Raw genomic sequence first — 20,659 nt, 5'->3', positions numbered from 1 at the left:
CATGAGCCGGCTTCTTGTGGGTCCTTTCAACCGCGTCGAGGGTGATCTCGAAGTCTCGCTCGATATCGCTGACGGCCGCGTGACCTCTGCCCAGGTCAACGCCACCATGTACCGCGGCTTCGAGCAGATCCTGCAGGGCAAGGTGCCGCACGACGCGCTGGTCTATGTGCCGCGCATCTGCGGCATCTGCTCGGTGTCGCAGTCGGTGGCGTCGGCGCGTGCGCTGGCCGATCTGGGCGGCATCACCATGCCGGCCAACGGACAACACGCGACCAACCTGATCCTGGCGACCGAAAACCTGGCCGACCACCTGACGCACTTCTACCTGTTCTTCATGCCGGACTTCGCCCGTCCGGTCTACGCCGCCCACCCCTGGCACGCCGAAGCCTTGCGCCGCTTCGCGCCCGACCACGGCGAGCAGGTGCGTGCGGCCACGGCGGCGCGCCAGCGCTGGCTCACGCTGCTGGGCACGTTGGGCGGCAAGTGGCCGCACACGCAGTCGGTCGAACCGGGAGGATCCACCCGTGCCATCGACGCCGCCGAACGTGTGCGCCTGCTGGCGAAAGTGCGCGAGTTCCGCAGCTTCCTGGAGCGCCAGCTGTTCGCCGCGCCGCTCGAAGCCGTGGCCTCGCTGTCCAGCGAAACCGCGCTCTGGGACTGGCACGCGCAGGACCCGCTGGGCGGCGATCTGCGCTTCTTCCTCACCTTGGTTCGCGACCTGCAGCTGGGCACGCTCGGTCCCGGTCCTGGGCGCTATCTGAGCTACGGTGCCTACGCCCAGCCGGGCGGCGGCTGGGCCTTGCCCGGCGGCGTGTGGCGCTCGCAGGCCGGCACGGTCGAAGCGCTGAACCCGCACACCATCACCGAAGACGCCACCCACGCCTGGCTGGCCCACGCACGCGAGCCGCTGCACCCGCTGCACGGCATCACCCGGCCCGAGCCGGACAAGCCCGGCGCCTACACCTGGAACAAGGCGCCGCGCCTGGGCGGCGAGGTGGTCGAGACCGGCGCCATCGCGCGCCAGCTCGCCAGCGGCATGCCCCTGGTGCGCGACGCCGTGACGCGCCACGGCGGCACGGTCTACACGCGGGTGCTGGCGCGGCTGATCGAACTCGCGCGCGTGGTGCCGATGATGGAAGACTGGCTGCAGGCGATGCGCCCGACCGAGGCCTTCTGCGTGCCGACGACGCTGCCCGACGAGGGCAGTGGCGTGGGTCTGAGCGAGGCCGCGCGCGGCAGCCTGGGCCACTGGCTGGTGGTGCGGCGCGGGCGCATCGCCAATTACCAGATCGTCGCGCCCACCAGCTGGAATTTCTCGCCACGCGACGCGGCCGGCACGCCTGGTGCGCTGGAGCAGGCGCTGGTGGACGCACCGGTGCGGGAAGGCGAAAAGACCCCTGTTGCTGTCCAGCACATCGTGCGATCGTTCGACCCCTGCATGGTCTGTACGGTGCATTGACATGAGCAAGCCCCGTTCCCCCAGCCCCTTGCCCACCGCGCCCATGGAAGGTGTGGACGAATCCACCTGGCTGGACGTGATCCAGAAGATGGACGAGGTCTACACGCGGCTGATCGACGACGAGGTCGAGCTGGAGAAGAAGAACACCGAGCTGGAGCAGTCGCAGCAGTTCATCTTCAGCGTGCTGACCTCGATGTCGGACGTGCTGGTGGTGTGCGACGAGCGCGGCCTGATCGAGCAGGCCAACGCGGCGTTGTGCGAGCTCGTGGGTCGGCGCGAAGACCAGCTGCGCGGCAGCAGCCTGGCCGACCTGCTGGCCGACGCCGCCAGCGTGGACGCCGCGCGCGCCGCGATGGACCGCAGCGATGCACCGCGCGCCGGTCAGGGCATCGAGCTCAACCTGCTCGACCGAGCGGGCCAGCCGGTGCCGGTGGACGCGAACTGCACACCGCGCATCGGCCCCAACGGCCGGCGTGTCGGCACCGTGTGGGTGGGCCGGCCCACGGCCGAGCTCAAACGCGCGTACCACGAGATGCGCGCCGCACACGAGGCCTTGAAGCGCACCCAGCAGCAACTGCTGCATTCGGAAAAGATGGCCTCGCTCGGCCAGCTCGTGGCCGGCGTGGCGCACGAGCTCAACAACCCGATCAGCTTCGTGCTCGGCAACGTGCACGCGCTGCGCAAGTACTGCGACCGGCTGCAGACCTACATGGCCGCGCTGCACGCGCACGAGCCCGAGCCGGTGCTGCAGGCGCTGCGGCAGAAGCTGCGCATCGAACACCTGCTGGGCGATCTGCCCTCGCTGATCGAGGGCACGCTCGAGGGCGCGCAGCGCACCGCCGACATCGTGCACGGGCTCAAGCGGTTTTCGGCCATGGACCCGGAGGAGCGCACGCCGGTGAACCTGGTCGAGGTGATCGATCGCGCGATCCACTGGGTGCAAAAGGGGCGACCGACGCCGGTGGACGTGCGCTGGCAGGCGGGCGCGCCCTGCACCGTGATGGGCAGCGCGGGCCAGTTGCAGCAGGTGATGATGAACCTGCTGCAGAACGCCTTCGATGCCGTGGGCGGCCCCGGGGTGGCCTCGCCCTGTGTGTGGGTGAGCCTGGCCTGCGCAGACGCACAGGCGCATGTGAGCGTGCGCGACAACGGACCCGGCGTTCCGCCCGAGCACCTGCTGCGCATCTTCGACCCCTTCTTCACCACCAAGCCGGTGGGCAAGGGCACGGGCCTGGGCCTGTCGATCAGCTACGGCATCGTCGAGCAGCACGGCGGGCGCCTGAGCGCGCGCAACGCCGAAGGTGGCGGGGCCGAGTTCGTGCTGGAGCTGCCCAAGGCGCAGTGACGCGCGCTCTCCTCTCCGGAGCGCGTGCCTGAACCCAGTGCACGCCGAGGATCCGGCTTCGCCGGTCCCAGGGCGTGGTCCCCCTCGGGGGGACGCCGCGCAGCGGCGCAGGGGGGGCGTTCCCCGCGTGCCTGAACCCAGTGCACGCCGAGGATCCGGCTTCGCCGGTCCCAGGGCGTGGTCCTCCTCGGGGGGACGCCGCGCAGCGGCGCAGGGGGGGCGGCGACAATCCCCACATGGAACTGTTGCTGGTCTCTGTTGCTTCGCTGTTCGCGGGTTTTGTCGATTCGATCGTCGGTGGCGGCGGGCTGATCCTCGTCCCGGCGCTGTTCGCCGTGTTTCCCAACACCCACCCCGCCACGCTGTTCGGCGTCAACAAGGGCGCGTCGATCTGGGGCACGGGGGTGGCCACGCTGCAATACGCGCAGCGGGTGCAGATGCCCTGGCGCGCGTTGCTGCCGGCGGCGGCCGTGTGTTTCGTGGGCTCGATGCTGGGCGCCTGGACGGTGACGGTCATCTCGCCCGATTTTCTGCGCCGCGCGCTGCCGCTGGTGCTGCTCGGTGTGCTGCTCTACACCCTGGCCCGCAAGGACCTGGGCCGTCACCACACGCCGCACTTCACGGGCCGCCAGGAGGCGATGGCCGCCGCCACGCTGGGTGCCACCATCGGCTTCTACGACGGCTTCTTTGGCCCTGGCACCGGCAGCTTTTTCGTCTTTCTGTTCGTGCGCTGGCTGGGCTACGACTTCCTGCACGCCAGCGCCAGCGCCAAGCTGCTCAACACCACCTCCAACCTGGCGGCGCTGATGTTGTTCGCCTGGAAGGGCCACGTCTGGTGGCATTTCGCACTGGTGATGGCCGTGGCCAACGTGGTCGGCAGCCTGCTCGGCACGCGGCTGGCGCTCAAGCACGGCAGCGGCTTCGTTCGCGCGGCGTTCATCGTCGTGGTCACGGCGCTGATTCTCAAGACCGGCTACGACGCCTGGGCACGATAGGCCCAGCCCGGGGGGGTCTTCAGACCTGCTGGCAGAGCTTGTGGGGCTGCTCCCAGCCCGAACCGAAGCGCGGCCAGTCGACCAGCACACCTTCATCGGTCTGGGCCACGACGCGGCCATCAAGGCGGTCGATGCTGCCTTTGTTGAAACGGTTGACGCGGGCACCGGTGGTGAACCGGGGCGTTTCGATGTCGAACAGGGATTTGAGGAAATTCAGCATGGCATTTCTCGCTCAGTAAGCACCGGAACTGTTGTGCCCCAGATGGGCTTGGTCCCAACGGCGCTGCATGTCTTCCAGCTGAGAGAGGCTGGTTGCCGTGCCGAGGTAAGTCTCCAGCGTGTCGGATGTGCCGACGCTGGCGCGGTTGAAGAAGTCGCGGAGGGTGCGGGTCACGCGGGACCAGAGGAATGGGGTGGGTGTGTTCATGATGTATCGGACTAGGGTTTACCCTAATTATAAATATGCTCATCATGAAAGCCAATGTCATAAGTTATGCTAATTAAGCATCGGAAGCCACTCCCCAAGGTATGACGGGGGACCAGGGCTGCGTGAACACAGACGTTGTTCAAAGCAGGCCATCCCGGGTGGCGCCCCTGAACGCAGGTAGACTGAGGCCAAAAGTTCTCAAAGGAGGTCCCTTGTTGTTCGAACACCGACTGCCATTCGCCTTGTGCCTGAGCCTGACGCTGTGGGTCACGGGCTGCCAACCCCAATCCACCACGGAGTCCACGATGACCCCAGATGTCCCAGCGAGTCCCGGCGCCGGCAAGAACGACAAGTCCGCGCAACAGCACCTCTATCGCCTCAACCCCACGCCCAAGCAGGGTTACGAGCTCGTGCTGACCCTCCAGGACGCACCGGGGCCCTTCAAGAAAATGGGCTGGAGCGCGCTGTACCAGGCCAAGGGCTGCAATTACGTCGTCAACGACTTCGCCGGGGTGCGGGGGGAGCCGGAACACACGGTGGAGCTGCCCTTCACCGAGCGCCCCGATGACAGCTTCGCCGCCACCGTCTACCTCGATGCCATGCTGGATGAGGACTACTACGGCAATGGGGTGTGCAAATGGCAGATGGTCAGGGTGGGCGCAGGGGTCATGGCAACGGGGGCTCCGGTTGAGTCCTCATTCAGAGCGAGCTTGCAGCCGGATCAGGTGTTGGCAGAGAAGCCGGTGCAGCTGTACTTTTTGAAAAGGTATTACCCCATGAGCGAGAGTGGAGGGGTGGCTAGCTTAGGAAGTCTGACGCGAGAGCGGTATTTGGAGCGTGATCGCGGTCACCTGTTTTCCATGACGTTGACACCTGGGAAAGTGCAGCCATGAGCATGAGCAGCCAAGACCATGCCGATCTTGCGAAAGACGCATACAACAGCCGCAAGGTGACCGGCATCAACGACGATCCCGTGCAGATTGGGCAACACCAATACAAAATTCTTGCTCATCACGACAATCCGAGCACCGGCTATCAGGGCACCATTTACCAACGCGCAGACACCGGTGCCATCATCGTGGCCCACCGGGGGACGGAGTTTGATCGTGAGGCCTTCAAGGACGGGCTGCTCGCCGACGGTGGCATGGTGCTCAGCCGTTCCAACCTGCAGACACCCGACGCGATCGCCCTTGTCCGCCAAGCCATGGTCTTCTCTCGGAGCAGAGCGGACGAGTTTGGTGTGAGTCAGCTCCCCATCACCGTCACCGGCCACTCCCTCGGCGGCACGCTGGCGCAGGTGACGGCCCACCACTTCGACCTGCGCGGAGAAACCTTCAACGCCTACGGCGCCACCAGCCTGGGCCTGCGCATCCCGGCCGGGGGCAGTTCGGTCACCAACCACGTCATGGCCGGCGATCTGGTCAGCGCCGCCAGCGCCCATTACGGCCAGGTCAAGGTGCACGCCACGGCCCAGGAAATCCAGACCCTGAATGCCCACGGCTACGACAACAAGACCCACTGGAGCGACCCATTGCGCGGTCGCGGCCCCATCCAGCTGGCCACCGGATTCACCCCGCCCACCACCACGGCCGCCGCCGTCGCCATGGCCGACAGCCACAAGATGCACCACTTCGCCAGCGTGGACGCCAACGGCCGACCCGACCGCTCCGTGCTGGAGGACCCGGCCACCGTGCAGCGGGCGCAGGACAACGTCACGCGCATCGGCGAGTACCGGCGCGATGTGCAGGGCATGCGCGGCGTCATCACCGCCGTCGGCCGGGGGCCCGTGGGCAATGTCCTGGATGCCGTGGATGTCCTGCGTGGCCCTCTGCCGCCCGGCGAACCTGCGCGGCGCGAGCGCGAAGCCGGTGCGCCGTCGGTGCAGTCACCTGCGTTCCGACCGCAGGCCACCGGGCCGGCGCTCTCACGGACCTCCCAGGCGCTGCTGAGCGACAGCCAGCGCGAAGTGCGCCAGCTCGCCGCTACCCACCACCTGCCCTGGGACCGGGGCCTGGACAACACGGTCTGTTCGTTGGCCCGTTGCGCGCGGGAAAACGGCCTGAGCGGCATCAACCTGCTGCGGGTGAACAACGGCCAGATCCGGTTTGGCCAGCACGAACATGGCGTGCTCAAAGACGGTGTGCTCGACGCCCGGCAGGCGGCCAACACGCCGGCCGCCGATTCGCTGTCGCGGCTGGCGATGCTCGACCAGCAGGCAACCCTGGAACCCCGCGACGCGATGCAGCCCGGCTGGATGCGGTCCCAGCACGGGCCACAGCTGCGTGCGATGTGAGTTTGTCGAGGCGCCACGGCCCTGGCCCCGGCCAGAAGATCGCTACGGTGCGGTTGCGGGGGACGTCAGCGGCGTGAGCGGTGGCCAGGGCATCGCGCTGGCCTTGAGCGGAGTGCCGATCGGGGCGGCGGCATGTCCCAGCTGTACCGCCTTGAGGTCTTCCGGATTCGGGTACTGGTCGAGCAGCAGGTAGTCGAACACACGCCGCGCAATGGGCGCGGCGTGTGCGGCGCCAAAGCCGGCGTTCTCCACCACCACCGCCAGCGCCACCCGGGGGTTGTTGACCGGTGCAAAGGCGAGATAGAGCGCGTGGTCACGCTGGTGTTCTTCGAGCCTGCGGGCGTCGTAGCGGTCTTTCTGGCCGATGGTCACGGCCTGCGCCGTGCCGGTCTTGCCGCCGCTCTCGTAGCCGGCACCGGCAAAAACGCGCGTCGAAGTGCCTTCGGTGGTCACGCCCTGCATGGCCCGCAGCACCACGTCGATGTTCTCCCGCTTGTAGCCCAGGTTGACCGGTGCACTCGCCCCCAGGGGGCTGCGCTGCCGGGTCACCACGTTTTCCGTGGCGAGCGTGAGGTGGGGCGTGTACTTGATGCCGCCATTGGCCAGTGTGGCCATGGCGTGGGCGAGCTGCAGCATGGTGAAGTTGTTGTAGCCCTGGCCGATGCCCAGCGAGATGGTCTCGCCGGCGTACCAGCGCTGCTGTTCGGGCCGCTTGTAGTTGCTGCGCTTCCAGTCCGTGCTGGGCAGCACGCCGCGCACCTCGCCCTTGAGGTCGAGGCCGGTGATCTGGCCAAAGCCCAGCGGCTTCATGAAATCGTGCATGGTGTCCACGCCCATTTCATTGGCCAGCGAGTAGTAGTAGGTGTTGCTCGACTTGACGATGCTGCGGTACATGTCGACCGCGCCCAGGCCGCCATCGCCGTGGCTGCGGAAGCGGTGGTTGCCGAACATCCAGTAGCCCGGATCGTTGATCACGGTGGATGCGCTGCGTGTGCCGAGCTCCAGTGCCCCCAGTGCCATGAACGGCTTGTAGGTGGAACCCGGCGGGTAGGTGCCTCGCAGCGCCCGGTTGAGCAGGGGCTTGTCCAGCGATTCGTTGAGGGCTTTCCAGTTTTCGGTATCGATGCCTTCGACGAACAGATTGGGGTCGAAGGTGGGCTTGCTCACGAAGGCCAGCACCTCGCCGTTGCGCGGGTCGATCGCCACCAGCGCGCCGCGGCGTTCGCCGAACATGTCTTCGACCAGCTTCTGCAGCTGGATGTCGATCGCCAGCACCACGGTGTTGCCCGGCGTGGCCGGCGTGTTGGCCAGCGAACGCACGGCGCGGCCACCGGCCGAGGTCTCCACGCGCTCAAAGCCGGTGATGCCGTGCAGCTCGCGCTCGTAGCTCTGTTCGGCGCCGAGCTTGCCGATGTGTTCGGTGCCCCGGTAGTTGGCCTGCTCTTCATCGGGCCATTCTTCGATGGACTCTTTTTCGCGCTGGTTGATGCGCCCGATGTAGCCGATCACGTGGCTGGCGACTTCGCCATTGGGGTAGCTGCGCAGCAACCTCGCGCGCACATCCACGCCGGGAAAGCGGTAGCGCTGCACCGTGAAACGGGCCACTTCTTCGTCGGACAGCCGGGTGCGGATCGGCAGCGAGTCGAAGCTGCGGGACTCTTCACGCAGCTTGCGGAAACGCCGTTTGTCCCGCGGCTGGATGTCCACCAGCTGGCCCAGCTCTTCGATGGTGGCATCCAGGTCTTCCACCTTGGCGGGGGTGATCTCCAGCGTGTAGGCCGAGTAGTTGGTCGCCAGCACACGGCCATGGCGGTCCAGGATCTGACCCCGGTTGGGCACCACCGGCAGCACGGCGGTGCGGTTGCTCTCGGCTTGCGCGAGCAGGTCCTCATGGCGCATGACCTGCAGGTAGACCATGCGCGCGGCCAGCAGACCAAAGGCGACCAGCACCGCCAGTCCGGCCGTCAGCACCCGGGTGCGGAACTGGGCGAGGTCGGCTTCGACGTTGCGCAGCTCAGTCATGCTCACAGAGGCCGGTTGTCGTCAGGATTCGGAGCGCGGCGCTGCGGTGCCAGCAGCAGCACGCTGACCACAGGCCACAACGCAGCTTCGATCACCGGCGCGAGGAAAAACGACCAGCCCGGAAACGCGCCACCCGCCACCATGCGCACGAGCAGCTCCAGCAGATGCGCCGCCATCAGCAGGGGCAGCACCTGCACCGCCTGGGTGGGCACGCCGAACCAGAGCAGGCGCCGGTGCATGGAGACGGCGAGGAAGCCCAGCACGGTGTAGGCCATGGCGTGCTGACCGAGCAGGGCGCCTTGTTGCACGTCCATGGTCAGGCCGAACACGAAGGCAACGCCGACGCCGATGCGCAGTGGCTGGTGCACGCTCCAGAACACCAGCGTGATCGCCAGCAGATCGGGCACCCAGGCGGCACGCCCCCACAGGCCGGTGTTCATGAGCATGTTGAGCACCAGGGCGCCCAGCAGGCTGAACCAGATGAACAGCGGGTTGGCGGGCAGCAGCAGCTGCTGGCCGGGACGCATGATCATGGTCGTGCACTCCCGATCCGGGCCTGCGGCGCCGCAGGGGTTGCTTGCAGGGGCGAAGGCGGCAGGTGTTCACCCACCGGCGCCAGCACCAGCACGTGCAGCGCCCCGTGCACCCGCGCCAGCGGCGTGCAGCTGATGCGGTTGAAGGCGGACTCGGCGCGGTGGCCCACGGCGTTGACCCGGGCCACCGGGAGGCCGGGCGGGTAGACGCCGTCCACACCGCTGGTGGTGAGCAGATCGCCCTCGACGATGTCCACATTGGCCAGGGTGTAGCGCAGTTCCAGCGCGTCGCCCTCGGGTCCGGGTTGGCCGAACGCCACACTGCGCACGCCGGTGCGCGTATTGAGCACGGGAATGGCCTGGTCGCGGTCGATCAGCAGGGTGACTTCGGACACCAGCGGATAGACACGGGTGACCTGGCCGAGCACGCCGCTGTCGTCGATCACCGGCGAGCCGAGTGCGATGCCGTGGGCCTGACCCCGGTCGATCACGATGCGGCGCGAGTAAGGGTCGGCGGCGTCGTACAGCACCTGCGCGCCCATCGACGGGGTCGTGATGCGTTCGCGCATGGACAGCAGCTCGCGCAGGCGCTGGTTCTCCAGCGCCAGTTGCTCCACCTGCAGCGCCCGTTCGGACTGGGTGGCGAGCTGCTGCATGGCAGCGCTTTCCCGTTGCTGGGCCTGGTGCAGGCTGGTGAAATAGCCGCCCATTTGACCCGCCGCCTGGACCGGTTGCATCACCAGCCACTGGAGCGGGTACAGGACCGTCGCCACGGCGCCGCGCACCGGCGCGGTGATGCGAAAGCGCAGGTCGGCCACCATCAGAAACAAGGCCACGGCGCTGAACACCATGAGCTTGGACAGGGCCGAAGGCCCCTGCTTGAAGAAGGGGGGCGGGGTGCGGTCCAGGGTGCCCAGTGGCATGTCGGGAAAGGCTCGCGGGTGGTGCGGTCAGGCCGGAAACCGGCGCGGGGACTTATTCGCTGGTGAAGATGGTGCCCAGGCGCTCCATGCGCTCCAGGGCCATGCCACAGCCGCGCACCACGCAGGTCAGCGGCTCTTCGGCCACCAGCACCGGCAGACCGGTTTCTTCGGCCAGCAGGCGGTCAAGGTCGCGCAGCAGCGCGCCGCCGCCGGTCAGCATCATGCCGCGCTCGGCGATGTCGGCCCCCAGCTCGGGCGGCGTGTGTTCCAGCGCCATCTTGACGGCCGAGACGATGTTGTTCAGCGGGTCGGTCAGGGCTTCGAGGATTTCGTTGCTGGAGATCGTGAAGCTGCGCGGCACGCCCTCGGACAGGTTGCGGCCCTTGACTTCCATTTCCCGCACTTCACTGCCGGGGAAGGCCGATCCGATGTTTTTCTTGATCGCTTCGGCGGTGGGCTCGCCGATCAGCATGCCGTAGTTGCGGCGGATGTAGGCAATGATGGCGTCGTCGAAGCGGTCGCCGCCGACGCGCACGCTGCCCTTGTAGACCATGCCGCCGAGGGAGATCACGCCGACTTCGGTGGTGCCGCCGCCGATGTCGACGACCATGGAGCCCGACGCGTCGGACACCGGTAGGCCGGCGCCGATGGCCGCGGCCATGGGTTCTTCAATCAGGTAAACCTCGGAGGCCCCGGCGCCCAGCGCCGATTCGCGGATGGCGCGGCGCTCGACCTGGGTCGAGCCGCAGGGCACGCAGATGATGATGCGTGGGCTCGGCTTGAACATCGAGCGCGGGTGCACCATCTTGATGAACTGCTTGAGCATCTGCTCGGTAACGGTGAAGTCGGCGATCACACCGTCCTTCATCGGGCGGATGGCTTCGATGTTGCCGGGCACCTTGCCGAGCATGGCCTTGGCTTCCTTGCCCACCGCCTGGATCGTCTTCTTGCCCTGGGGGCCGCCTTCGTGGCGGATCGAGACCACCGAAGGTTCGTCCAGCACGATGCCCTTGCCGCGAACGTATATCAGGGTGTTGGCGGTGCCAAGGTCAATGGCCAGGTCGGTCGAAAACTGCCGACGGAATGCTTCAAACATGGTGCAAAAATCCTGTGGGGCATGGCAGCAGCTTCGTGCGGCCATCGCCTGGTGTCTGTACGGGGAAGTCGGGGTCTACAAGTCTTTGATTCAGCGACAAAAACTGTTTCGGCGCGGGATTTGCCGCTAAACCTTGGATAATACCGCATCCCCTGTGCATAACTTCGCCCATCAAGGGGCTAAATCTTCCCTTTACACCCCGTTTCAGCGCACTTGGGGCGCTGTTTGGGTGGTTTCTTTTTTCTTACTCCGGAACCGAGTTCTGCCATGTCCCTGACCCTGTCCGACATCGGGCGCATCGCCAACCTGGCGCGCCTGGAACTGAGCGGTACCCAAAGCGAGCGCATGCTGGGCCAGCTCAACGGTTTTTTTGACATCGTCGAGCAGATGAACGCTGTCGACACCACCGGTGTCGAGCCGCTGGCCCATCCCACCGCCGTGATCGATCACGTCAGCCTGCGCCTGCGCCCGGACGTGGCGAGCGAACCCAACAACCGCGAAGCGAACCAGAAGAGTGCGCCCGCCGTCGAGCGCGGTCTGTTCCTCGTGCCCAAGGTGATCGAATGAACGAGCTCCACCACCTGGGCGTGGCCGAACTGGCCGCCGCCATTGCCGACAAGAAGACCTCCAGCGTCGAAGCCGCGCAGCACCTGCTCGCGCGCGCCAAGGAACACCAGAACCTCGGCGCCTATCTGGCGTTCAACGAAGACTTGACACTGGCCCAGGCCCAGGCCGCCGACGCACGCATCGCTGCGGGCGAGCGAGGCCCGCTGCTCGGCGTGCCGCTGGCGCACAAGGACATCTTCGTCACCCAGGGCTTCCCCACCACCGCCGGCAGCAAGATGCTGGCCGGTTACCAGAGCCCGTTCGACGCCACCGTGGTGAGCCAGCTCGCCGCCGCCGGCGCCGTGACCCTGGGCAAGCTCAACTGCGACGAGTTCGCCATGGGCTCGGGCAACGACAACTCGGCCTACGCGCCGGTGCACAACCCCTGGGACGCGGCGCGCGTGCCGGGCGGTTCCTCGGGCGGCTCGGCCGCCGCCGTCGCTGCGCGCCTGGTGCCCGCCGCCACCGGCACCGACACCGGTGGATCGATCCGCCAGCCCGCCAGCTTCACCGGCATCACCGGCATCAAGCCCACCTACGGCCGCTGTTCGCGTTACGGCATGGTGGCCTTCGCCTCCAGCCTCGACCAGGCCGGTCCGATGGCGCGCAGTGCCGCCGACTGCGCCACGCTGCTCACCGCCATGGCCGGCCCCGACATCGACCGCGACTCCACCAGCCTCGACCACCCGGCCGAGGACTACACGCGCCTGCTGGGTCTGCCGCGCGAGGGCGCGACCGCTGCGCAACCGCTCCAGGGCCTGCGCATCGGCCTGCCGAAGGAGTTCTTCGGCGAAGGCTGCGCGCCGGACGTGCTGGCCGCCGTGCGCGCTGCGTTGTCCGAATATGAAAAGCTCGGCGCCACGCTGGTCGACATCTCGCTGCCGCGCACCGAACTGTCCATCCCGGTCTACTACATCATCGCGCCGGCCGAAGCGTCGTCCAACCTCAGCCGCTTCGACGGCGTGAAGTTCGGCCACCGCGCCGCCAGGTTCGACGACCTGGCCGACATGTACAAGAAGTCGCGCAGCGAAGGCTTCGGCCCCGAGGTGCAGCGTCGCATCATGATCGGCACCTATGTGCTGAGCCACGGTTACTACGACGCGTACTACCTCAAGGCACAACAGATCCGCCGCCTGATCGCGCAGGACTTCCAGCAAGCCTTCACCCAGTGCGACGTGATCGCCGGCCCGGTGGCGCCCACGGTGGCCTGGAAGATCGGCGAGAAGAGCGACGACCCGGTCGCCAACTACCTGGCCGACATCTACACCCTGTCCACCTCGCTGGCCGGCCTGCCCGGCATGAGCGTGCCGGCCGGCTTCGGCGCGGCGAACATGCCGGTGGGCCTGCAACTGGTGGGCAACTACTTCAAGGAAGGCGAGCTGCTGCAGACCGCGCACGCCTTCCAGCAGGCCACCGACTGGCACACCCGCGCACCTCAAGGTTTCTGAATATGAGTTCCAGCAAATCCCTCCTGGTGCAAGGCTACGAGGTCGTGATCGGCTTCGAGACCCACGCCCAGCTCGCCACGCAGTCCAAGATCTTCAGCCGCGCGCCCACGGCCTTCGGCGCCGAGCCCAACACGCAGGCCTGCGCGGTGGACCTGGCGCTGCCCGGCACGCTGCCGGTGATGAACCGCGGCGCGGTGGAGCACGCCATCCGCCTGGGCCTGGCGCTGGGTTCGCACATCGCCGAACAGAGCGTGTTCGCGCGCAAGAACTACTTCTACCCCGACCTGCCCAAGGGCTACCAGATCAGCCAGTTCGAGATCCCGGTGGTGCAGGGCGGCGAGGTGAGCTTCTTCCTCGGTGACGAGAAGAAGACCGTGCGCCTGGTGCGCGCGCACCTGGAAGAAGACGCGGGCAAGAGCCTGCACGAAGAGTTCCACGGCATGAGCGGCATCGACCTGAACCGCGCCGGCACGCCGCTGCTGGAGATCGTGACCGAGCCCGACATGCGTTCCAGCGCCGAGGCCGTGGCCTACGCGAAAGAGTTGCACAAGACGGTGACATGGATCGGCATCTGCGACGGCAACATGCAGGAAGGTTCGTTCCGCTGCGACGCCAACGTCTCGGTGCGCAAGCCCGGTGCGGAGTTGGGCACGCGCCGCGAGATCAAGAACCTGAACTCGTTCAAGTTCATGCAGCAGGCGATCGACTACGAGGTGCGCTGGCAGATCGAGCAGATCGAAGACGGCCACGCCATCCAGCAGGCCACCGTGCTGTTCGATCCCGACACCGGTGAGACGCGCGCCATGCGCACCAAGGAAGACGCGGCCGACTACCGCTATTTCCCTGATCCGGATCTGCCACCGCTGGTGATCGCACGCGACTGGGTGGAGCAGGTGAAGGCCGGCATGCCCGAACTGCCGCGCCAGATGGCCGAGCGGCTGGTGCAGACCTACGGCCTGCCCGAATACGACGCCACCACGCTCACGCAGAGCCCGGCGATGGCCGCCTACTTCGAGACGGCGGCCAAGGCCTGCGGCCAGCCGAAGCTGGTGAGCAACTGGATCATGGGCGAGGTGTCTCGCCGGCTCAATGCCGAGGAGCGCGACATGGCCGGTGCGCCGGTGAGTGCTGCGCAACTGGCGGCGCTGATTGGCCGCATCGCCGACGGCACCGTGTCGAACAACGCCGCCAAGCAGGTGATGGACGCGCTGTGGAGCGGAGAGGGCCGCGATGTGGATGCCGTCATCGAAGCCAAAGGCCTCAAGCAGATGAACGACGCCGGCGCGCTGGAGAAGATCATCGACGAGGTGATGGCCGCCAACGCGCCCATGGTCGAACAGTTCCGCGCCGGCAAGGACAAGGCCTTCAACGCGCTGGTGGGCCTGGTCATGAAAGCCAGCAGGGGCAAGGCCAACCCGCAGCAGGCCAACGACCTGCTCAAGCAAAAGCTTCAGTGAAGAGCAGGGGCACCAGCTTCGGGCTATCTCCGGAGCGCGTGCCCCACCCAGCAAACGCCGAAGAACCGGCTCCGCCGGGCCAAAGGCGTTGTCCCCCTCAGGGGGAAGCCGCGTCAGCGGCGCAGGGAGGGACTACTTCTGTCCCCAGAGCTGACGCAGCTTCACCAGCTCTTCGTCGAAGCGCGCGTTCAGGCGCTGTTTTTCCTGGGTCTGTTCCACCACGAAGCGCTGCTGGACCGCCACCTGCTGTTCGTTGTCTTCCAGCTTGCGGCGCAGCCACTGCGGCGCTTTGCTCACGTCGTTCTGGTAGAACTCCAGTTCGGCGCTGATGTCCTTGCGCTGGTCGAGCAGGGTCTGGGCGCGTTTGTTGACCGCGCTGATCACGTCGTCGATCTGGGCCAGCGCGTCGGCGCGCTCCTTGTCGTGCACGGGCTTGTTCGGGTAGCGGATCAGCAGCGCCCGATCCCGGCGCTTTTCTTCGGCAATGCGGGCCTGCAAGGCTTCTTCGGCCTTCTTCTGGGCGTCGATCCTGGCACGTTCCTCGGCCGTGTAGCTCGGTGGCACGACCCGCTTGACCGTCCCGGAGCCCGTGAGTTCGCGCTGTTCACGGTCCAGGCATTCGGTGATCGGGCGGTCCGATGTGATGCGCCGTCCTTTGCCGTCAATGCAGGTGTAGATGCCTTTGCCCTGGGCCAGCGCCACCGTCGACACCACCATCAGCACCACGCCCCATGCGATGGACGTTGACGGGAGCAGCAGGCGAAGTGGAGCGGGCAAAGCAGGTCCTCAGGCTACGCCGTAGCGCTGGCGGTAGGCCAGCACCCGGTCGCGGTGGCTGGCAAGTTCGTCGCCAGTGTTCTGCCGCAGATACTGCAGCAAATCGGCCAAGGTCGCAATGGCACAGACCTGCAGGCCGAGCTGGTTGCGCACGTATTGCACCGCGCTGTGCTCCACGTCACGCTGCACGCCGTCGGCGCCGACCTCGGTGGCCTTCTCCTGGCGGTCCAGCGCGATCGCTACCGCGTGCGGCTTGGCGCCAGCGGCCTGGATCAGGGCGATGGATTCGCGCGCGGCGGTGCCGGCCGACATCACGTCATCGACAATCAGCACCCGCCCCTGGAGTGGCGCGCCCACCAGCGAACCCCCTTCACCGTGGTCCTTGGCTTCCTTGCGGTTGTAGGCAAAGGGCACGTTGCGCCCCAGGCGCGCCAGCTCGATGGCGACCGCCGCACCGAGCGGAATGCCTTTGTAGGCGGGGCCGAAAATCATGTCGAATTCGATGCCGCTCTCCAGCAGGGCTTTTGCATAGAATTGCGCGAGCCGACCGAGCTTGGCGCCGTCATCGAACAGGCCGGCGTTGAAAAAGTAAGGCGAGAGCCGCCCCGCCTTGGTCTTGAACTCGCCAAAGCGCAGCACGCCCGAGTCCACGCAGAACTGCACGAAGTCCTGCGCCAGCGCACCGTCTTTTGTTCCGGCAGCCGCCGAGCCCGCTTCCAACACCATGGGGAAATCCTTGTTCAAACTGACCAGCCTCAACCTCAACGGCATCCGCTCCGCCAGCAACAAAGGGCTGGAGGCGTGGCTTGCCAAGCATGCGCCCGATTGTATTTGTGTGCAGGAAGTCAAAGCGCAGGCGCCCGACGTGAGCGGGCGCTTCGAGGCCATCGCCGGGCTCAAAGGCCACTTTCACTTCGCCGAGAAGAAAGGTTACTCCGGCGTCGCCGTCTACACGCGCCATGAGCCCAGCGATGTGGTGGTGGGGTTCGACGGCGGCGAGTTCGACGCCGAAGGCCGTTACGTGGAACTGCGCTTCGACACGCCCAAGGCGAAGCGCTCCATCATCAGCGTGTACTGCCCCAGCGGCTCTTCAGGCCCCGAGCGCCAGGAGGCCAAGTACCGCTTTCTCGATGTGTTCTACCCGCACCTGATGGCGCTCAAAGGCCAGCGCGAGTTCATCATCTGCAGCGACGTCAACATCGCGCACCAGAACGCCGACCTGAAGAACTGGCGCAGCAACCAGAAAAACAGCGGCTTCCTGCCCGAAGAGCGCGCCTGGATGACGAAGCTGCTGACGGAAGGCGGCCTGGTCGACGTGTACCGCCGCCTGCAGCCCGACACCACCGAGACCTGCTACACGTGGTGGAGCAACCGTGGCCAGGCCTACGCGAACAACGTGGGGTGGCGGCTGGATTACCACCTGGCCACGCCGGCGCTGGCCGAACACGCGCGCACCGAAGCGATCTACAAGGGCGAGAAGTTCAGCGACCACGCGCCCATCACGATCGAATACGACTTTCAGCTCTGATGGTGGCGGGCGCACCAGAGGCGAAGCCTCAAGCCCTTTTCTTGACGGGTTGAAGCGGGGACACCCGCCCGCAGGCCGTGCCCGATCGGCCGCACTGCCCGGCGACCGCCTTGCTGGGCGTGTTCAGGTGACCGGGCAACCGAAGCGGTGCTGCCGAGGATCGTGCGCCCGCACGGCAAACAGCCATTGCCGCCCATATTTGGTGCGATCTGCGCACCTGAAACCACCTTTTTGATCGAGATCAACGGGTTTTTACCGATTCTGTGCTTGGCACGGATTCTGCACTATGCATTCTGTCGACAGATGACAGTAAACATTAGAGCAAACCGTGACCTCAGCCCAACGAAATACCCCCTTGCACGCGCTTGCCGGCGCAAATCCCGCCATGTCTGCCGCCGAGCGCGAAGTGCGTGGCGACCTGGCCGCCGCCTACCGGCTGATTGCCCAGTACGGCATGGATGACAGCATCTATACGCACATCTCGGCGCGCGTGCCGGGCACGAAAGACCAGTTCCTGATCAACCCTTTCGGCATGCTGTTTCGGGACGTGACCGCCTCCTCGCTGGTCAAGATTGACCTGGACGGCCATGTGGTCGAGCCCAGCCCCCACGACGTCAATCCGGCGGGCTTCACGATCCACAGCGCCGTGCACGCGGCCCGGCACGACGCCGTCTGTGTGCTCCACACCCACACGGTGGCGGGTGTGGCGGTGTCGTCGCTGGCAGGCGGGCTGCAGCCCTGCAACCAGTGGGCGCTGCAGTTCCACAACCGCGTCACGTACCACGCGTTCGAGGGCATTGCCTTGAACCATGAAGAGCGTGAGCGCCTGGTGGCCGACCTGGGCCCGACTTCGAACGCGCTGATCCTGCGCAACCACGGCCTGGTGACACTGGGCCGCAGCGTGGCCGAGGCCTTCATCCTGATGCACAACCTGGAGCGCGCCTGCCGCGTGCAGGTGGCCATCCAGGGCACGGGTCAACCCGTGAACCCGGTGCCCGAAGAGGTCTGCGAGCTGACCGCGCTCCAGTACGCCAGTGGTGACACCAACCGCCTGGCTTCCGCGCCCACCGACCCCTACGCCCGCGAATGGCGCGCCCTGTTGCAACGGCTGGAACCTGCCAGCACGGCCTCGTTCCGCGATTGAGATTTCTCCCTCCTTCCCCTGCCCCACACACTGAAAGGCCCGCACCCATGAAACGCCGCCACCTGATCCAAGCCGTCCCCGCCGCCTTCGGCCTGTCCATTGCAGGGGTGCCCCTGCACAGTTTGGCCCAGGCCAAGAAAGGCGTTGTCAACGTGCTGGTCCAGCCCGAACCGCCGGGCCTGATGATGGGCATCGTGCAGAACGGTCCTACCCAGCTGATCTCCGGCAACATCTACGAAGGCCTGCTGCGCTACAACGAAAAACTGGAGCCGCAACCCCAACTGGCCCTGTCCTGGACCGTCAGCCCGGACAACAAGACCTATGTCTTCACGCTCAAGCCCAACGTGAAATGGCACGACGGCAAGCCCTTCACGGCCGACGACGTGGTGTTTTCGTGCGACGTCTTCCTGCGCAAGACGCATGCGCGCCTGCGTGCCAGCCTGGCGCACGTGGACTCCATCAAGGCGCTGAACCCGCTCGCCGTGGAGTTCAAACTCAAGCAGCCGTTCGGACCCTTCCTGGGCCTCTTCGAGAACGGCACCATGCCCATGCTGCCCAAGCACATCTACGAAGGCACCGACTTCCTGAACAACCCGGCCAACGCCACGCCCATCGGCACCGGACCGCTGAAATTCAAGGAATGGGTCAAGGGCACCTACATCCACCTGGTGGCCAACGAGGCCTACCACCAGGCCGGTGCGGTCACGGTGGAGAGCGTGTATTTCCACGTGATCCCCGACGCCGCCGCACGCGCCGCGGCGTTCGAATCGGGCAAGGTCGACATCGCGCCGGGCGGCACGGTGGAGTACTTCGACGTCAACCGCTTGGCCAAACTGCCCGGCACTTCGGTGACCACCAAGGGCTGGGAGTTCTTCGCGCCGCACAGCTGGCTGTGGATGAACAACCGCACCGCGCCGATGAACAACGTCAAGTTCCGCCAGGCCGTGTGGACCGCCATCGACCGCGAGGCCATGGCCAAGATCGCCTGGTACGGTTTCGCCAAGCCGGCCACCGGGCCGTTCAACAGCCACATCGCTTTTGCCAGCGACGACGTGACCAAGTACCCGCGCGACCTCAACAAGGCCAAGAAGCTGCTGGCCGAGTCGGGCTACAAGGGTGAGACGTTGCGCCTGTTGCCGCTGCCCTACGGCGAGTCCTGGCAGCGCCAGGCCGACATCGTGCGCCAGAACCTCACGCAGGCCGGCATCAAGATCGACATGGTCGCCACCGATGTGGCCGGCTGGAACCAGCGCTGCAACGAGTGGGACTTCGACCTTGCTTTCACCTACGTCTACCAGTACGGAGACCCGGCACTCGGCGTGGCTCGCAACTACACCAGCAGCAACATCGCCAAGGGCTCGCCGTTCAACAACGTGAGCGGCTACGTGAACACGAAGGTCGACGAAATGTTCGCCGCCGGTGCGAAAGAGGGCGACCTGGCCAAGCGTAAAGCCATCTATGCGGAAGTGCAGAAGATCCTGGTGGACGAGGTGCCTGTGGCATGGCTGCACGAGATCAATTTCCCCACGCTGTACCGCAGCAAGATCCAGAACGTCGTGAGTTCGGGCATTGGCCTGAACGACAGCCTGGGTCGCATCAAGATCGGCTGAGCAGACCCCGCCATGAAACGTCTCCAGTTCATGTCCGTGCGAATCCTGCAAGGCCTGCTGGCCTTGCTGCTGATCGCGACCGTCAACTTCTTGCTGGTGCGCGCGGCGCCGGGCGACCCGGTGTCCATCATGGCGGGTGAGGCGGGTGCATCCGACCCGCAGTTCGTGGCCCAGCTGCGCGCCCAGTTCGGGCTGGACCAGCCGCTGCCCACGCAGCTGGCCAACTACTTGGGCCATGTGCTGCAGCTTGACCTGGGTTACTCCTACCGCCAGCAGCAGCCCGTGGTCGACCTGATCCTGGAGCGCCTGCCCGCCACGCTGCTGCTGACCGGCACCGCCTTCGCGCTGTCGCTGGCCATGGGCATCGGCCTGGGTGCGCTGGCCAGCCGCAACGCTGGCAAATGGCTGGACAGCGCCATCACCGTGGTGGCGCTGGTGTTCTATGCCACGCCGCTGTACTGGCTCGCGATGATGGCGGTGCTGCTGTTCACCGTGCAGCTGGACCTGCTGCCGGCCTTTGGCTTTTTCACCGTCGGCGCGGACCTCACGGGCTTGGACCGTGTGCTCGACATCGCCCAGCACCTGATCTTGCCGGCCGGCACCCTGGGCCTCTTCTACATGGCTGTCTACGCCCGCATGACGCGCGCCGCCATGCTCGAAGTGGCGCAGATGGACTTCGTCAAGACCGCGCGCGCCAAGGGCGTGCCAACTGGCCGCATCCAGCGCAAGCACATCCTGCGCAACGCGTTGCTGCCGGTGGTCACGCTGGCCGGTATCCAGGCCGGCGGAATGATCGGCGGCGCCGTGCTGACCGAAACCGTGTTCGCCTGGCCCGGCATTGGCCGGCTGATGTTCGATGCGCTGCTGCAGCGCGACTACAACCTGCTGCTGGGCTGCTTCCTGTTCACCGCGGCGATGGCCGTGCTGTTCAACCTGATCACCGACTTCGTCTACACGCTCGTGGACCCACGCATCGAACTGAGCTGAGGAACCCTG

The 20,659-nt window shown here is 66.4% G+C and carries 20 protein-coding genes; 12 read left to right on the top strand and 8 right to left on the bottom strand.

The features are described from left to right. Nucleotide 1 precedes the first annotated feature (1 nt). From ACN5W5_RS15470 to ACN5W5_RS15460, 3 genes are all read left to right on the top strand, one after another. On the top strand, nucleotides 2-1,459 hold the full coding sequence (locus tag ACN5W5_RS15470) for a nickel-dependent hydrogenase large subunit (protein ID WP_420049388.1): 1,458 nt from the start codon (nucleotides 2-4) through the stop codon (nucleotides 1,457-1,459). 1 nt (nucleotide 1,460) lies between these two features. Then, a complete protein-coding gene (locus ACN5W5_RS15465; RefSeq protein WP_420049387.1) occupies nucleotides 1,461-2,804 on the top strand; it encodes an ATP-binding protein in 1,344 nt (447 codons plus the stop codon). A 236-nt stretch (nucleotides 2,805-3,040) separates the two neighbouring features. Beyond that, the gene (locus ACN5W5_RS15460; RefSeq protein ID WP_420049386.1) at nucleotides 3,041-3,799 is read left to right on the top strand and encodes a sulfite exporter TauE/SafE family protein; all 759 of its coding nucleotides are present in this window, start codon (nucleotides 3,041-3,043) and stop codon (nucleotides 3,797-3,799) included. A 19-nt stretch (nucleotides 3,800-3,818) separates the two neighbouring features. On the opposite strand, the gene ACN5W5_RS15455 is transcribed toward ACN5W5_RS15460, so the two are convergent. Further along, nucleotides 3,819-4,019: a hypothetical protein gene (locus ACN5W5_RS15455; protein ID WP_420049385.1), complete on the bottom strand. Its 201-nt coding sequence runs from the start codon at nucleotides 4,017-4,019 to the stop codon at nucleotides 3,819-3,821. Nucleotides 4,020-4,031: 12 nt separating this feature from the next. Further along, a complete protein-coding gene (locus ACN5W5_RS15450) occupies nucleotides 4,032-4,226 on the bottom strand; it encodes a hypothetical protein (protein ID WP_420049384.1) in 195 nt (64 codons plus the stop codon). A 305-nt stretch (nucleotides 4,227-4,531) separates the two neighbouring features. Between ACN5W5_RS15450 and ACN5W5_RS15445 the strand changes: the two genes are divergently transcribed. Further along, on the top strand, nucleotides 4,532-5,119 hold the full coding sequence (locus tag ACN5W5_RS15445) for a hypothetical protein (RefSeq protein ID WP_420049383.1): 588 nt from the start codon (nucleotides 4,532-4,534) through the stop codon (nucleotides 5,117-5,119). 2 nt (nucleotides 5,120-5,121) lie between these two features. Continuing rightward, the gene (locus tag ACN5W5_RS15440) at nucleotides 5,122-6,519 is read left to right on the top strand and encodes a hypothetical protein (protein WP_420049382.1); all 1,398 of its coding nucleotides are present in this window, start codon (nucleotides 5,122-5,124) and stop codon (nucleotides 6,517-6,519) included. 42 nt (nucleotides 6,520-6,561) lie between these two features. Here the strand turns inward: ACN5W5_RS15440 and mrdA are convergent, their stop codons facing one another. The 4 genes from mrdA to ACN5W5_RS15420 are packed head-to-tail and all read right to left on the bottom strand — an operon-like array spanning nucleotide 6,562 to nucleotide 11,093. Continuing rightward, nucleotides 6,562-8,541 (bottom strand): penicillin-binding protein 2, encoded by a 1,980-nt coding sequence (gene mrdA / locus ACN5W5_RS15435; protein ID WP_420049381.1) that lies wholly within the window; start codon nucleotides 8,539-8,541, stop codon nucleotides 6,562-6,564. A 2-nt stretch (nucleotides 8,542-8,543) separates the two neighbouring features. Further along, entirely contained in the window at nucleotides 8,544-9,074 is a 531-nt protein-coding gene (gene mreD, locus ACN5W5_RS15430) for a rod shape-determining protein MreD (RefSeq protein WP_420049380.1), read from the bottom strand. Continuing rightward, nucleotides 9,071-9,997: a rod shape-determining protein MreC gene (gene mreC, locus ACN5W5_RS15425; RefSeq protein ID WP_420049379.1), complete on the bottom strand. Its 927-nt coding sequence runs from the start codon at nucleotides 9,995-9,997 to the stop codon at nucleotides 9,071-9,073. The genes mreD and mreC overlap by 4 nt, the downstream gene beginning before the upstream one ends. Before the next feature lie 52 nt (nucleotides 9,998-10,049). Then, nucleotides 10,050-11,093, bottom strand: a complete 1,044-nt coding sequence (locus tag ACN5W5_RS15420) for a rod shape-determining protein (RefSeq protein ID WP_177136899.1) — start codon at nucleotides 11,091-11,093, stop codon at nucleotides 10,050-10,052. A 267-nt stretch (nucleotides 11,094-11,360) separates the two neighbouring features. Between ACN5W5_RS15420 and gatC the strand changes: the two genes are divergently transcribed. Genes gatC through gatB form a run of 3 tightly spaced genes read left to right on the top strand, consistent with a single transcriptional unit; the run spans nucleotide 11,361 to nucleotide 14,604 of the window. Then, the gene (gene gatC / locus ACN5W5_RS15415) at nucleotides 11,361-11,660 is read left to right on the top strand and encodes an Asp-tRNA(Asn)/Glu-tRNA(Gln) amidotransferase subunit GatC (protein WP_177136900.1); all 300 of its coding nucleotides are present in this window, start codon (nucleotides 11,361-11,363) and stop codon (nucleotides 11,658-11,660) included. Further along, a complete protein-coding gene (gatA, locus tag ACN5W5_RS15410; RefSeq protein WP_420049378.1) occupies nucleotides 11,657-13,147 on the top strand; it encodes an Asp-tRNA(Asn)/Glu-tRNA(Gln) amidotransferase subunit GatA in 1,491 nt (496 codons plus the stop codon). Before gatC ends, gatA begins: the two co-directional genes overlap by 4 nt. Nucleotides 13,148-13,149: 2 nt before the next feature. Continuing rightward, a complete protein-coding gene (gene gatB, locus ACN5W5_RS15405; RefSeq protein WP_420049377.1) occupies nucleotides 13,150-14,604 on the top strand; it encodes an Asp-tRNA(Asn)/Glu-tRNA(Gln) amidotransferase subunit GatB in 1,455 nt (484 codons plus the stop codon). A 132-nt stretch (nucleotides 14,605-14,736) separates the two neighbouring features. On the opposite strand, the gene ACN5W5_RS15400 is transcribed toward gatB, so the two are convergent. Both ACN5W5_RS15400 and pyrE read right to left on the bottom strand, forming a co-directional pair. Then, a complete protein-coding gene (locus ACN5W5_RS15400; protein WP_420049376.1) occupies nucleotides 14,737-15,381 on the bottom strand; it encodes a DUF4124 domain-containing protein in 645 nt (214 codons plus the stop codon). A gap of 9 nt (nucleotides 15,382-15,390) precedes the next feature. After that, entirely contained in the window at nucleotides 15,391-16,107 is a 717-nt protein-coding gene (pyrE, locus tag ACN5W5_RS15395; protein WP_420049375.1) for an orotate phosphoribosyltransferase, read from the bottom strand. Here pyrE and ACN5W5_RS15390 point away from each other — a divergent pair. From ACN5W5_RS15390 to ACN5W5_RS15375, 4 genes are all read left to right on the top strand, one after another. Then, nucleotides 16,106-16,909 carry an exodeoxyribonuclease III gene (locus tag ACN5W5_RS15390; RefSeq protein WP_420049374.1) on the top strand — a complete coding sequence of 268 codons (804 nt, stop codon included), beginning with the start codon at nucleotides 16,106-16,108 and terminating at the stop codon, nucleotides 16,907-16,909. The two genes, pyrE and ACN5W5_RS15390, sit on opposite strands and share 2 nt — an antisense overlap. A gap of 385 nt (nucleotides 16,910-17,294) precedes the next feature. Then, nucleotides 17,295-18,053 carry a class II aldolase/adducin family protein gene (locus tag ACN5W5_RS15385; protein WP_420049373.1) on the top strand — a complete coding sequence of 253 codons (759 nt, stop codon included), beginning with the start codon at nucleotides 17,295-17,297 and terminating at the stop codon, nucleotides 18,051-18,053. Between the two features lie 47 nt (nucleotides 18,054-18,100). Continuing rightward, nucleotides 18,101-19,663, top strand: a complete 1,563-nt coding sequence (locus ACN5W5_RS15380) for an ABC transporter substrate-binding protein (RefSeq protein WP_420049372.1) — start codon at nucleotides 18,101-18,103, stop codon at nucleotides 19,661-19,663. 12 nt (nucleotides 19,664-19,675) lie between these two features. Further along, nucleotides 19,676-20,650 (top strand): ABC transporter permease, encoded by a 975-nt coding sequence (locus tag ACN5W5_RS15375; RefSeq protein WP_420049371.1) that lies wholly within the window; start codon nucleotides 19,676-19,678, stop codon nucleotides 20,648-20,650. Nucleotides 20,651-20,659 lie beyond the last annotated feature (9 nt).

Origin of the sequence: Hydrogenophaga sp. ZJX-1 (assembly GCF_048590325.1) — a bacterium.
GTDB lineage: Bacteria > Pseudomonadota > Gammaproteobacteria > Burkholderiales > Burkholderiaceae_C > Hydrogenophaga.
Note: the sequence above shows the minus strand (reverse complement) of the source record. Positions and strands in the feature narration are given on the sequence as shown.